Annotated in this window: 12 protein-coding genes and 1 pseudogene; 4 read left to right on the top strand and 9 right to left on the bottom strand. The window is 68.8% G+C overall.

What is annotated here, in order from left to right:
• Positions 1-96: 96 nt before the first annotated feature.
• Positions 97-1,677: an alkyl hydroperoxide reductase subunit F gene (gene ahpF / locus GBZ26_RS19775; RefSeq protein ID WP_174440311.1), complete on the bottom strand. Its 1,581-nt coding sequence runs from the start codon at positions 1,675-1,677 to the stop codon at positions 97-99.
• Between the two features lie 231 nt (positions 1,678-1,908).
• Positions 1,909-2,472 (bottom strand): alkyl hydroperoxide reductase subunit C, encoded by a 564-nt coding sequence (gene ahpC / locus GBZ26_RS19770; RefSeq protein ID WP_137104973.1) that lies wholly within the window; start codon positions 2,470-2,472, stop codon positions 1,909-1,911.
• A gap of 234 nt (positions 2,473-2,706) precedes the next feature.
• Between ahpC and GBZ26_RS19765 the strand changes: the two genes are divergently transcribed.
• Positions 2,707-3,663 carry a hydrogen peroxide-inducible genes activator gene (locus GBZ26_RS19765; protein ID WP_174440310.1) on the top strand — a complete coding sequence of 319 codons (957 nt, stop codon included), beginning with the start codon at positions 2,707-2,709 and terminating at the stop codon, positions 3,661-3,663.
• A 23-nt stretch (positions 3,664-3,686) separates the two neighbouring features.
• On the opposite strand, the gene GBZ26_RS19760 is transcribed toward GBZ26_RS19765, so the two are convergent.
• The 5 genes from GBZ26_RS19760 to GBZ26_RS19740 form a co-directional block, all read right to left on the bottom strand.
• Positions 3,687-4,298 (bottom strand): helix-turn-helix domain-containing protein, encoded by a 612-nt coding sequence (locus tag GBZ26_RS19760; protein WP_174440309.1) that lies wholly within the window; start codon positions 4,296-4,298, stop codon positions 3,687-3,689.
• A 47-nt stretch (positions 4,299-4,345) separates the two neighbouring features.
• Positions 4,346-5,362, bottom strand: coding sequence for a sulfate ABC transporter substrate-binding protein (locus GBZ26_RS19755; protein WP_174440308.1), 1,017 nt, complete (start codon positions 5,360-5,362; stop codon positions 4,346-4,348).
• Positions 5,363-5,555: 193 nt separating this feature from the next.
• Positions 5,556-6,461: a prephenate/arogenate dehydrogenase family protein gene (locus GBZ26_RS19750; RefSeq protein WP_174440307.1), complete on the bottom strand. Its 906-nt coding sequence runs from the start codon at positions 6,459-6,461 to the stop codon at positions 5,556-5,558.
• Between the two features lie 276 nt (positions 6,462-6,737).
• Complete coding sequence (hisC, locus tag GBZ26_RS19745) at positions 6,738-7,832, bottom strand: histidinol-phosphate transaminase (RefSeq protein WP_035678717.1); 1,095 nt, start codon at positions 7,830-7,832, stop codon at positions 6,738-6,740.
• A 24-nt stretch (positions 7,833-7,856) separates the two neighbouring features.
• On the bottom strand, positions 7,857-8,768 hold the full coding sequence (locus GBZ26_RS19740) for a chorismate mutase (protein WP_174440306.1): 912 nt from the start codon (positions 8,766-8,768) through the stop codon (positions 7,857-7,859).
• Positions 8,769-8,913: 145 nt separating this feature from the next.
• Here GBZ26_RS19740 and metX point away from each other — a divergent pair, with 145 nt between their 5' ends.
• The 3 genes from metX to GBZ26_RS19725 all read left to right on the top strand — a co-directional run bounded on the left by metX (position 8,914) and on the right by GBZ26_RS19725 (position 11,439).
• Positions 8,914-10,125, top strand: a complete 1,212-nt coding sequence (metX, locus tag GBZ26_RS19735) for a homoserine O-acetyltransferase MetX (RefSeq protein ID WP_174440305.1) — start codon at positions 8,914-8,916, stop codon at positions 10,123-10,125.
• Complete coding sequence (gene metW / locus GBZ26_RS19730; protein WP_174440304.1) at positions 10,122-10,772, top strand: methionine biosynthesis protein MetW; 651 nt, start codon at positions 10,122-10,124, stop codon at positions 10,770-10,772. Before metX ends, metW begins: the two co-directional genes overlap by 4 nt.
• A gap of 97 nt (positions 10,773-10,869) precedes the next feature.
• The gene (locus GBZ26_RS19725; protein ID WP_174440303.1) at positions 10,870-11,439 is read left to right on the top strand and encodes a PRC-barrel domain-containing protein; all 570 of its coding nucleotides are present in this window, start codon (positions 10,870-10,872) and stop codon (positions 11,437-11,439) included.
• Positions 11,440-11,443: 4 nt separating this feature from the next.
• Here GBZ26_RS19725 and GBZ26_RS19720 read toward each other — a convergent pair whose 3' ends face one another.
• Together GBZ26_RS19720 and GBZ26_RS19715 are read right to left on the bottom strand one after the other, a co-directional pair.
• The gene (locus tag GBZ26_RS19720) at positions 11,444-12,007 is read right to left on the bottom strand and encodes an RBBP9/YdeN family alpha/beta hydrolase (RefSeq protein WP_174440302.1); all 564 of its coding nucleotides are present in this window, start codon (positions 12,005-12,007) and stop codon (positions 11,444-11,446) included.
• A gap of 61 nt (positions 12,008-12,068) precedes the next feature.
• Positions 12,069-12,441: pseudogene (locus tag GBZ26_RS19715) on the bottom strand (methyltransferase type 11); the annotation flags it as partial.

Genomic DNA, 12,441 nt, shown 5'->3' with positions numbered 1-12,441 from the left:
GCTCCCGCCCCCCCCAACACCTACACAGGGTAGTTCGCCGGCGCCTGCCGATGTGTATAAGGCCCTACACGGCCACCTCGCAAACCATCGCCCCCCTTAAGCCGCGGCGACGGCCTCCACCGGCGCCATGCGGATCAGGTAGTCGAAGGCCGACAGGGCGGCCTTCGAGCCCTCGCCCATGGCGATGACGATCTGCTTGTAGGGCACCGTCGTCGCGTCGCCCGCCGCGAACACGCCGGGGACGGAGGTCTGGCCGCGCGCGTCCACCTCGATCTCGCCGCGCGGGCTCAGCGCCACCGCACCCTTCAGCCACTCGGTGTTGGGCACGAGGCCGATCTGCACGAAGATGCCCTCCAGATCGATGCGGTGCACCTCGCCGGTGTTGCGGTTCTTGTAGCTGAGGCCGGTCACCTTGGTGCCGTCGCCATGCACCTCGGTCGTCAGGCCCGACGTGATGACGCGCACGTTGGGCAGGCTGCGCAGCTTGCGCTGGAGCACCTCGTCGGCGCGGAGCTGGCTGTCGAACTCGATCAGCGTCACCTCGGCGACGATGCCGGCCAGATCGATCGCCGCTTCCACACCGGAGTTGCCGCCGCCGATCACCGCCACGCGCTTGCCCTTGAACAGCGGGCCGTCGCAGTGCGGGCAGTAGGCCACGCCCTTGTTGCGGTACTCGTCCTCGCCGGGGACGCCCATCTGGCGCCAGCGGGCGCCGGTGGACAGGATCACCGTCTTCGACTTCAGCGAGGCGCCGTTGGCGAGCTGGACCTCGATCAGGCCGCCCGGACCCGCGGCGGGGATCAGCTTCTCCGCCCGCTGCAGGTTCATCACGTCGACCTCATACTCCTTGACGTGCTGCTCCAGCGCGGCGGCCAGCTTCGGCCCCTCGGTGTGGGACACGGAGATGAAGTTCTCGATGGCCATGGTGTCGAGCACCTGACCGCCGAAACGCTCCGCCGCCACGCCGGTGCGGATGCCCTTGCGGGCCGCGTAGATCGCCGCCGCGGCGCCGGCCGGGCCGCCGCCGATCACCAGCACGTCGAAGGCGTCCTTGGCCTTGATCTTCTCCGCGTCGCGCTGCGAGGCGCCGGTGTCGATCTTGGCGAGGATCTGCTCCAGCCCCATGCGGCCCTGGCCGAACGGCTCGCCGTTCAGGAAGATCGACGGGACGGCCATGATCTTGCGCGAGTCGACCTCCTGCTGGAACAGCGCGCCGTCGATGGCGACATGCTTGATCCGCGGGTTCAGAACGCTCATCAGGTTCAGGGCCTGCACCACGTCGGGGCAGTTCTGGCAGGACAGCGAGAAGTAGGTCTCGAAGCTGTACTCACCCTCCAGCGCCTTCACCTGCTCGATGACCTCCGCCGACTCCTTGGAGGGGTGGCCGCCGACCTGCAGCAGGGCGAGGATGAGGGAATTGAATTCGTGGCCCATCGGCAGGCCGGCGAAGCGGACGCCGACGTCGGTGCCGGTGCGCTTGATCGCGAAGGAGGGCTTGCGCGCGTCGTCGTCGGTGCGGACGAAGGTGATCTTGTCCGACAGGGACGCGATGTCCTGCAGCAGAGCCTGCATGTCCTGCGATTTCGCGCCGTCGTCCAGGGAGGCGGCCAGTTCGATGGGCTGCGTGATCTTGTCGAAATAGGCCTTGAGCTGGCCTTTGACGTTGCTATCCAACACGGCGAGGGCTCCCGAAAGTGGTTTTTCGAAGCGAGCCCGGTGGCGCCAGGGCGGGTCCGGGCAGCAGAGTGTCTTTGAACAGACTTTTTTTGAACGGATGAAGGCCACTCGTGATCCGGGCCCGGAATCGATCCGGGCCCGAAGCCGTGGCGCCGCGGCCGGCGTGGCCGCGACCGAACCGTCCGGCCGCGGTTGCGGCCGGCGGTTCCCAGAGGATCAAGCCGGAGAGGCTTAGATCTTGCCGACGAGGTCGAGCGACGGGGCGAGCGTCTTCTCACCCTCTTCCCACTTGGCCGGGCAGACCTCGCCCGGGTGCGAGGCGACGTACTGGGCGGCCTTCACCTTGCGGAGCAGCTCGCGGGCGTCGCGGCCGATGCCGCCGGCGGTGATCTCGACGATCTGGATCTTGCCGTCCGGGTCGACGACGAAGGTGCCGCGGTCGGCGAGGCCCTTCTCCTCGATCAGGATCTCGAAGTTGCGGCAGATCGTGGCGGTCGGGTCGCCGACCATGGTGTAGCCGATCTTGCCGATGGCCGGCGAGGTGTCGTGCCAGGCCTTGTGGCAGAAGTGGGTGTCGGTCGAAACGCTGTAGATCTCAACGCCGAGCTTCTGGAACTCGCTGTAGTTATCGGCCAGGTCTTCCAGCTCGGTCGGGCACACGAAGGTGAAGTCCGCCGGGTAGAAGAAGACGACCGACCACTTGCCCTTCAGGTCGGCGTCGCTGACGTCGATGAACTTGCCGCCCTTGAAAGCGGTCGCCTTGAACGGCTTAATCTCGGTGTTGATCAAGGACATGATTTCTCCATCAGTCTGAATGATTGGAGCAAGCGTCACTCCGGTGTCCTGCCAGCCTGGCCCCGTCTCCCCAATGGTGTCCCATATGGGCTACCGGTGCCGCGGCATCCCTGCCGGAAGTCTGCTCCCCCCTCGTTGGTCGCTTGACACCAGGGAAGTTAGGGGCAATGGGTCAGCGATGGAAGCGAAAAATACCAATCGCTTTGATCGATAAAACCGATTATTGTGCGGTGCATGAAGCCCCTCCCCACCTTGCGTCAGCTCCACTACCTCGTCGCCGTCGTCGATCGCTGCCATTTCGGCAAGGCGGCCGAGGCCTGCCTCGTCAGCCAGTCCACGCTCAGCGCCGGCATCCAGGAATTGGAGAATCTGCTGGGCGCCCCGCTGCTGGAGCGCACGCGGCGCACCGTCCTGCCGACCCCGCTGGGCCGCGAGATCGCCGACCGCGCTCGCACCGTCCTGAAGGGTGCGGAGGAATTGGTGGACATAGCCCGCTCGGTGGAGGACCCGATGTCCGGGCCGCTCCATCTGGGCGTGATCCCGACCATCGGCCCCTTCCTGATCCCCCGCGTGATGCCGGCCCTGCGCGACAGCTTCCCCAAGCTGAAGCTGTTCCTGCGCGAGGACCAGACCGCCCGGCTGCTCGACCGGCTGGAGTCGGGGGAACTGGACGCGGCCATCCTCGCCCTGCCCTATCCGTCCGGCGACGTGGAATCGATCGACATCGCCGAAGACCGCTTCTCCGTGGTCTGCACGCCCGAGCACCGGCTGAGCGACGTCACCACGCCCCGCCCGTCCGACGTGGCGCTGGACGATCTGCTGCTGCTGGAAGATGGGCACTGCCTGCGCGACCACGCGTTGGCCGCCTGCTCCATGGAGGGGGCGCGGCAAAGCGCCGCGTTCCAGGGCACCAGCCTGCACACGCTGGTCCAGATGGTCGCCAACGGGCTGGGGGTGACACTGCTGCCGCAGATGGCGCTCGACTCGGGTATTTTGCGCGGTTTGGATGTGGTGGTCCGCCCGCTGGGCGGTGAGCGGCCGTTCCGCCGCATCGGGCTGGTCTGGCGCCGCACCTCCGGCCGCAAGGAAACCTTCCGGCAGCTCGCCGCCGCCCTGAAGACGGAGATGTCCCGCGACAGCGGACCGCAGGCCCCCGCCAACGGCGACGCCAGCGTGCGGACCGCCGCCTGACCCAGGGTCAGAGAACGCCGGAATCAGAAGACGTAGGTCATCACGAGGTAGAGAAGCGCCTCGCCGTCGCCCACGTTGCGGTAGGCGTGGGGGGCGTCGGCATCGAACTGGATCGTGTCGCCCTCCTCCAGCCGGTGGGTGCCGTCGCCGGTCTCGATCTCGACCACGCCGCGCCCGACCAAAATGTTCTCCACCGTGCCGATGGTGTGGGCGTCAGCCCGCTCGTCGGTGCCGGGGGCGAGGCGCAGCTCGTAGAACTCCACCTGCCGCTCGCCGCGGAAGGGAAACAGCGCCCGCGAGCTGAAGCGTCCGTCGCGCGAGGCCAGCGGCCGGCTGTCCGCCCGCCGGATCACCGTGGTCCCGCCGCTGCCCCCGCTGCTGAGCAGGCTGGAGAAGGGCACGTCGAGCGCGCGGGCGATGGTCCACAGGAAATCGATGCTGGACGGCCCCTGCCCGGCCTCCACCGCCGCCAGTTCCGCCCGGCTGTTCCCCGACAGCTTGGCGAGCGCATCCACGGACAGCCCCTGGCGGAGCCGGAAGCTGCGGATGTTCTCGGCGATCACGCCGGTCAGCGGGTTGGCGTCGCCAACCGTGCTCCGGGGGTCCGTGCTCCGGGGGGTCGATGTCGTGCTCATGGTGTTTGGCCCTCCCGTTCTGTGAATAAGCGTTGAATTCCTGGGACTCAGCGGGGCGCTGCCTGGATCTGGTCGAACAGGGCGCCCTCCGCGAAATGGGTTGCCTGGGCCTTGCGCCAGCCGCCGAAGACATCGTCCACGGTCACCAGCGCCACCGGGGAGAAGCGTCCGGCATATTGCCGCGCCAGCTCGGGGTGGCGGGGCCGGTAGAAATTCCGCGCGGCGATCTCCTGCCCCTCGCGGGTGTAGAGATACTGCACATAGGCTTCGGCCACCTTGCGGGTGCCCTTGCGGTCGACCACGCTGTCCACCACGGCGACCGGCGGCTCGGTGAGGATGGACAGGGACGGCACGACGATCTCGAACTGGTCGGCGCCGAACTCCCGGAGCGACAGGAAGGCCTCGTTCTCCCAGGCCAGCAGGACGTCGCCGACGCCCTTGCGCGCGAAGGTCAGCGCGGCCCCGCGGGCGCCGCTGTCCAGCACCGGGACATGCCGGTACAGCTCGGCGACGAATGCCCTGGCCTTGGCCTCGTCGTTCCCGTTGCTCTTCAGCGCATAGGCCCAAGCGGCGAGGTAGTTCCAGCGCGCCCCGCCCGAGGTCTTCGGGTTGGGCGTGACCACCTCCACGTCCGGCTTCACCAGATCGTCCCAGTCCTTGATCCGCTTCGGGTTGCCCTTGCGGACCAGGAACACGACGGTGGAGGTGTAGGGGGAACTGTTGTTCGGCAGGCGCGTCCGCCAATCCTTGGCAATCAGCCCGGCGTCGGCGATGGCGTCCACGTCGTAGCCCAGAGCCAGCGTCACCACGTCGGCGTCCAGCCCGTCGATGACCGAGCGCGCCTGCGCGCCCGATCCGCCGTGCGATTGGTGGATGACCACCGTCTCCCCCGACGCCTCCGACCAGGTGCGGGCGAAGGCCGGGTTGAACTCCTCGTACAGCTCCCGCGTCGGGTCGTAGGAAACGTTCAGGATCGTGCTGCGGCTCGCGGCGCTGGCGGTCGCCAGGGCGGCCAATGTCACCAGCCCGACGGCGATGAGGCTCTGGCTGAAGCGCGACGGCATGAACGGTGTTCCCCAGTCTGACGGTCGAAGGCGCGGTGCCGGGGATTATTGAACACGGGCGATCCCTATCAGGCAAGTCGTCTTTTGCTGCCTGATGTGTAATTCACATATGTGCAATTATCATTTATCGGAATTTTTATGTGAAAACAGGACGTCAAACGGTTGCGCCAGCCATACGGCGCAACCGGACCGGTCAGGCCTGCTTGGCGTCGATGATGCCGCGGCGGATGGCGCGGGTCTTGGTGAAATGGTCCTGCAACTGCTCCCCCTCGCCCCAGCGAATGGCGCGCTGGAGGGCGGTCAGGTCCTCGGTGAAGCGCTGGAGGATTTCCAGGACCGCTTCCCGGTTGTTCAGGAACACGTCGCGCCACATCACCGGGTCGCTGGCGGCGATGCGGGTGAAGTCGCGGAAACCGCCGGCCGAGAATTTGATGACCTCGGACTTGGTGTCGTCCTCCAGGTCGGACGCCGTGCCGACGATGGTGTAGGCGATCAGGTGCGGCAGGTGCGAGGTGATCGCCAACACGCGGTCATGGTGGTTGGCGTCCATCAGTTCCACGGTGGAACCGATGCGGCGCCACATCGTCACCACCTTGTCCACCGCGCCCTCGTTGGCGCCGGGCGGCGGGGTGACGATGCACCAGCGCCCCTGGAACAGGGTGGCGAAGCCCGCCTCCGGCCCCGAATGCTCGGTGCCCGCCACCGGGTGGCCGGGAATCAGATGCACACCGTCCGGGATGTGCGGCCCGACATCGCGCAGCACCGCCTGCTTCACCGAACCGACGTCCGTCACGATCATGCCGGGGCGCAGCAGCGGCCCGAGCTGCTCCCCCACCTCGGCGAAGGCGCCGACGGGCGTCGCCAGGACCACCACGTCAGCACCCTCCAACGCCTCCGCCAGATCGGTCGTGGCCCGCTCGACGATGCCCAGTTCCATCGCCTTGGCGCAATGCTCCGGGCTGCGGTCTGCGCAGACGACCTGACGCGCCACCCCGTAATGCGTGAGCGCCCGCGCCAGGGACGAACCGATCAGACCGACGCCGACGATGGCGACGCGGTCGAACAGGGGGGCGGCCAAGGGGGCTGCGGTCTCGCTCATGATCTCAAGGCACCGGCTGCGGATGGGTTGCAGAACGCCCCGCTATAAAGCACCAAGCCGCCGCGTGACCAAGGGAAAGTTTGGTCGGCCGCCTCGTGAGGAAGCGCGCGCAACGGCGCGATCCCCTCTCCCGTCCCGGGAGAGGGTGGCCCGAAGGGTCGGGTGAGGGTAGCGCAAGGATCAAGGCGCTGATTCTTGCCTACACCCTCACCCTCCCACCGCTTCGCGGCGGGCCCCTCCCTCTCCCGGGGCGGGAGAGGGGAAACCACTCCGGTCTTACGCCGTCAGGAAGTCCTTCAGCGCCTGCACCACCTCGCGCATCTCGGCTTCCGTGCCGATGGTGACGCGCAGGCAGCTCGGCAGGCCGTAGGCGGGCATCTGGCGGACCAGGATGCCGCGGCCCTTGAGGAACAGGCGCGCCGCCTCGGCGTCGTCCTTGCCGGCAGTCTGGCCGGCGAAGTCGACCAGGACGAAGTTCGTCACGCTGGGATGGGTCTTCAGCCCCAGCCCCTGCACCTGCTGGACGAACCACTCCCGCCATTCGGTGTTGTGGCTGCGCGAGCGCTCCAGGAACGCGGTGTCCTCCAGCGCCGCCACCCCGGCGATCTGCGCCGCGGAGGAGACGTTGAAGGGACCGCGCACGCGGTTCAGCACGTCGGCGATCCCCGCCGGGCAATAGGCCCAGCCGAGCCGGACCGAGCCCAGCGCGAAGATCTTCGAGAAGGTGCGGGTCATCACCACGTTGGGGAAGCGGTCGACCAGCTCCTGCCCCGCCGAATAGTCGTTGTGGTTCATGTACTCGGCGTAGGCCGCGTCGATGACCAGGATGGCGTTCTCCGGCAGACCGGCGTGCAGGCGGGCCATCTCGTCGGCGGTGATGTAGGTGCCGGTCGGGTTGTTCGGGTTGGCGACGAAGACCAGCCGGGTGCGCGGCGTGACGTGGGCCAGCAGCGAATCCACGTCGGTGGTCAGGTTCGTCTCCGGCGCCTGGACCGGGGTGGCGCCGACCGACTTGGCGCCGATCGGGTACATCAGGAAACCGTGCTGCGAGTACAGCACCTCGTCCCCCGGTCCGGCGTAGGCACGGATCAGCAGGGCGATCAGCTCGTCGGAACCGGCGCCGCAGACCACGCGGTCGGCGTCCAGGCCGAAGCGCTCCGCGATGGCCTTGCGCAGCTTGGCGGAGCCGCCGTCCGGGTAGCGGTGCAACTCGCCGGCGGCGGCCTTGTAGGCCTCCACGGCGCGCGGGCTGGGGCCGAGCGCGCCTTCGTTGGAGGCAAGGCGGATGTGCCCCGCATGCTCGCCGCCGACGTAGGGGGCGATGTCGAGAATCCCCGGGCGGGGCGCCGGGCCGTTGTTCGGCTGGGTCATGTCAGGTCTCAGACCTTGCGGGCGTTATTGAAAAGATGAGGTGGAGAGATGAAGCGGGACGGCGTAGCCGCCCACGATGTTGATCCGCACCGGGATCTCGCCCAGCCGGCCGGCGAAGGCGGACAGGCGCGGGTCGGTGTGGTCGACGAAGTCGGCGACCTCGACCAGATGGATCGACGGGCCGGACGGGTCGCGGGCGTGCCAGGTGCAGAAATAGGTCGGGGCGAGGCCGCTCGTCTCCAGATGGTCCTTGAGCCGGCCGCGGCTGAGGTCATGCCCCAGTTCGATCCCCAGGAGGGTGCGGTCGTCGCCGGTCGGCTCGTGCGGGACCAGCGCGATGGCCAGCGCGTCGCGGTCCTCGCCGCGGGCGTTGCCGCGCCCGGCGAAGGGCAGCCGCGCCACCACGCGCGGCGTGCGCGCATCCGACGACACCAGGAAGCGCCACCAGGGGTCCGCGTCGTCCTCCGCCGGGTAGGGAACGACGCCGACGGTGGCCGTGCCCTCCGACACCGCGCGGATGGCCGCGGCGGGGGAATTGACGGCGGTCATCGGAACGACGCTGCCGAAATGGTCGCGGGCCACGTCCCAGAATCCGCGGCGGTCCTCCGGCGCGTAGACCGCGACGGCGAAGGGTCCCTGGAGCCGGGTGAAGGCGGTGATCATCTCCCGCCACATGCGGGTGACGGCCATCGCCGGGAATGAGCCGGCGTGGCGCGCCATCAGGCGGCGCAGGATGACCGCCTCGCGCGCCGGGCGCAGATAGATCGGGGTCTGGGGGTTCCCGCTGACCTGGCCTTCCGCGGCCTCGATCTGGCTTTTGACGACGCCGACGCGCTCCACCACCGCGGCGCGGCGCATCAGCAGGTCGTGGATCGTATCGTCGATGTGATCGATCTCGCGGCGCAGATCGTCGAGCGGGGACTTGGGCGGAGGCATGGGGCGGGAAACCGTCAAATCCAGGGCGAATCCAAAGCCGGATAGTAGTAGTCCGCAAGCGACGCGAAATCAAAGAAAACGTTGACACTCCCAACCGACGATCCGTAGCTATACCCTCCCATTTTCCGGAGACCACCGACCCGTCATGTCCGCGCCGAACCCCGCCGCCGCCGTGTCTGGCGCCGTGCCTGCCGAGCCCGCGACAATGCCCGGCCACCGGGTCACGCTCGGGGTGGACCGGCCCATGCGGCTGGACAGCGGGGCGGAGCTGGGTCCCTTCGAGGTCGCCTACCAGACCTACGGCGCGCTGAACGCCGACCGGTCGAACGCCGTCCTGATCTGCCACGCCCTGACCGGCGACCATTACGTGCTCGACCAGCATCCGGTGACCGGCAAGCCCGGCTGGTGGGAGATGCTGGTCGGTCCGGGCCGGCCGGTCGACACCAATCGATATTTCGTCATCTGCTCCAACGTGATCGGCGGCTGCATGGGCTCCACCGGACCGAAGGAGACCAATCCGGCGACCGGCAAGCCCTACGGCCTCGGCTTCCCCGTCATCACCATCGGCGACATGGTGCGAGCGCAGAAGCTGCTGGTGGAGCATCTCGGGATCGACCAGCTGTTCTGCGTGATCGGCGGCTCGATGGGCGGCATGCAGGTCCTGCAATGGGCCGTCGCCTATCCGGAGTCGGTCTTCGCCGCGGTGCCGATCGCCACGGCGGCCCGCCATTCGGCGCAGAACATCGCCTTCCACGAGGTCGGCCGGCAGGCGATCATGGCCGATCCGGACTGGGCCGGCGGCAACTACCTGCTGGAGGGCACCCGCCCCCACCGCGGGCTGGCGGTGGCGCGCATGGCCGCGCACATCACCTACCTGTCGGAGCCGGCGCTGCACCGCAAGTTCGGGCGCAACCTGCAGAACCGCCAGACCGTCACCTACGGCTTCGACGCCGATTTCCAGGTGGAAAGCTATCTGCGCCACCAGGGCATCACCTTCGTCGAGCGGTTCGACGCCAACTCCTACCTCTACATCACGCGGGCGATGGACTATTTCGACCTCGCCGCGGATTACGGGGGCGGCACCCTGTCCAACGCCTTCCGCAAGGACGGCAAGGGCACGCCGGTGCGCTTCTGCCTCGCCAGCTTCTCCAGCGACTGGCTGTTCCCAACCTCCGAATCGCGGGCCATCGTGCACGCGCTGAACGCCGTGGCCGCCAACGTCAGCTTCGTGGAGATCCGCACCGACAAGGGCCACGATTCCTTCCTGCTCGACGAGCCCGAATTCCATCAGGTGATCCGCGGCTTCCTGGAGGGCTGCGCCGAACACCGCGGCCTGACACGGACCTCCCGGCCATGAGCCCCCTCGACGACACGCCGTCCGCCGCCCGTGCCGCCTCCGGCAACGGCATCCGCTCCGACCTCAAGCTGATCGCCGAGATGGTGGAGCCGGGAAGCCGCGTGCTCGACGTCGGCTGCGGCGACGGCGCCCTGCTCGCCTTCCTGTCCCGCCGGAAGGGGGTGGACGGGCGCGGGATCGAGTTGTCGATGGACGGCGTGCACCAGTGCGTGGCCCAGGGCCTGTCGGTCATCCAGGGCGACGCCGAAGCCGACCTGAAGGACTACCCGCCGGGCGCCTTCGACTACGTGATCCTCAGCCAGACCCTCCAGGCGATGCGCGAGCCGCGGACGGTGCTGGAGACGATGACCCGCATCGGGCGGCGGGCCATCGTGTCGGTGCCCAATTTCGGCTATTGGCGCATCCGCGCGCAGCTTCTGCTGACCGGGCGCATGCCGGTGACGGAGAAGCTGGGCTACCAGTGGTGGGAAACGCCCAACATCCATTTCTGCACGATCAAGGACTTCGTCGTCCTGGCGGAGGAGATGGGCATCCGCATCGAGCGCTGCATGATCGTGAACCGCACCGGTCGGGTCACGGGCCATGCCCATTCCGGGCTCGCGAACCTGCTGGGCGAGCAGGGCGTCTTCCTGCTGCGCCGGGACTGACCGGCCCCCGCCGCTTCCCGGCGATGCAACCCCTGCCCCGCTGGCGCTGTTGATAGGCGAAGTCCGTTCAACAACAGACCAGCGGGAGCCACGCACCATGCGCCTCGTCCCTTCCTCCGTCCTCGCCGCATCGGCCGCCGCCCTGCTGCTGGCCGGCGCCGCCTCGGCGCAAACGCCGCAAGCGTCACCGGACGCCGCGCGGCCCCCGTTGATGACGGCGCCGCGACCGGACGACACCCCGGCCACGCCACCGGCGACCTCGCCGGAGGGACTCGGCGGTGCGGCTCCGTCGGACGAGATGCAGCGCGCGGCCCCCTCCGTCGCCGCGATTCCCCATCTGCTGACCCCGGAGGAGGCGCGGACCCTGATCGGCAAGGAGGTGCGGACCCGCGACGGTCAGCCCGGCGGCTCCATCAAGGATTTCACGCTGGACGGCAGCGCCGCCTCGATCGAACGGATCGTGCTGGCTCCCGCCGAGGGCAGCGGGGCGGACGGGAAGCTGCGGTCCCTGCCGGTCAGCATGCTGCGCACCGACATCGCGGGCGCGGCTGCCGGTGCCGACGGCTCCACACCGCCGACTTTGGACCTCCCGGCGGCCGAACTCGCGCGGGCGCCGGAATTCACCTATGGCGAGGGCGTGAAGACGGTGAGCGGCCAGCCGCAGTGACGGCTCAAGCGCCGCTGTCCACCGCACGCAGCAGGTCGAGAACAAGCCGCTCGCCGTCCGGCCAGGGACCGTAGCCGGCGTCGGTGTTGATGTGGCCGAGGTCGCCGCCGTCGATGAAATCGGCGCCCCACCCCACCGCGAAGCCGCAGGAGCGGGCGATTGGGGCGTAGGGGTCGTCGTGGCTGGCCAGCACCACTGTGCGGAAGGGCAGCGGGTCGGTGGGCACCGGGGCGAAGCCGTGAACCTCCGGCGGCGTGTGGTCCGCCGATTCAACGTCCGGCGGGGCGACCAGCAGGGCGGCGGCGACCTTGCCGACCGACGAGCCGTCGCACACGGCCCAGCGGGCGACCGCTATGCAGCCCAAGCTGTGGGCGATCAGGACCACCGGCGCAGACGCGGCGGCCACAGCGTCCTCCAGCGACCGCACCCAGTCGTTCAGGACCGGCGCGTCCCAGTCGGCCTGTTCGACCCGCGTGAAGGATGGGTGGCGCTGCTGAAGCCAGCTTTGCCAGTGGTCGGGACCGGAGTTGCCGAGTCCGGGGACGATGAGAACGCTCGCTTTCGCCATGGGGTCCGATCCGCTGCGGTGACCAGAAAGGTTACAAACCGCAACGGCCCCGGAGCAAGGCTCACGGCTCCTCCGACACCCGCCACGCGCCGGACCCTGCCGGGCGGCGGGCCGGGGCCGCGCCGCCGGGAAGCGGAACGATCAGGCGGCGCTTGGCGGGCTGCTGGGTCTTGCGCGACACGCCGGCGAAGATCTGCTTGGACGCCTCGATCATCGTGACGCCGGCAAAGGCCTTGAACCAGCGGCAGCCGACCTCCTCCCAGGCCGGGGCGGTCTTCATCAGGAAGCGGGAGCGCAGCGGCGGCAGGAACAGGGCGTGCCCGGTGCGCTCCGGCACGAACATGGTGTCGCGCAGAACCTGCTTCAGTTGCGAGGCCGAATAGGGAAAGCCATGGCCGAAGGGCGTCCAGTCGGCCCGCGCCCACAGGCCGCGG

This window comes from Azospirillum formosense (assembly GCF_013340925.1).
Classification (GTDB): domain Bacteria; phylum Pseudomonadota; class Alphaproteobacteria; order Azospirillales; family Azospirillaceae; genus Azospirillum; species Azospirillum formosense.
This window is presented reverse-complemented; position numbering and strand designations above follow the sequence as displayed.

Coding starts and splice junctions, on each gene's coding strand:
- ahpC (WP_137104973.1), bottom strand. CDS start 2,472: ATGTCCTTGATCAACACCGAGATTAAGCCGTTCAAGGCGACCGCTTTC.
- GBZ26_RS19765 (WP_174440310.1), top strand. CDS start 2,707: ATGAAGCCCCTCCCCACCTTGCGTCAGCTCCACTACCTCGTCGCCGTC.
- GBZ26_RS19760 (WP_174440309.1), bottom strand. CDS start 4,298: ATGAGCACGACATCGACCCCCCGGAGCACGGACCCCCGGAGCACGGTT.
- GBZ26_RS19755 (WP_174440308.1), bottom strand. CDS start 5,362: ATGCCGTCGCGCTTCAGCCAGAGCCTCATCGCCGTCGGGCTGGTGACA.
- GBZ26_RS19750 (WP_174440307.1), bottom strand. CDS start 6,461: ATGAGCGAGACCGCAGCCCCCTTGGCCGCCCCCCTGTTCGACCGCGTC.
- hisC (WP_035678717.1), bottom strand. CDS start 7,832: ATGACCCAGCCGAACAACGGCCCGGCGCCCCGCCCGGGGATTCTCGAC.
- GBZ26_RS19740 (WP_174440306.1), bottom strand. CDS start 8,768: ATGCCTCCGCCCAAGTCCCCGCTCGACGATCTGCGCCGCGAGATCGAT.
- metX (WP_174440305.1), top strand. CDS start 8,914: ATGTCCGCGCCGAACCCCGCCGCCGCCGTGTCTGGCGCCGTGCCTGCC.
- metW (WP_174440304.1), top strand. CDS start 10,122: ATGAGCCCCCTCGACGACACGCCGTCCGCCGCCCGTGCCGCCTCCGGC.
- GBZ26_RS19725 (WP_174440303.1), top strand. CDS start 10,870: ATGCGCCTCGTCCCTTCCTCCGTCCTCGCCGCATCGGCCGCCGCCCTG.
- GBZ26_RS19720 (WP_174440302.1), bottom strand. CDS start 12,007: ATGGCGAAAGCGAGCGTTCTCATCGTCCCCGGACTCGGCAACTCCGGT.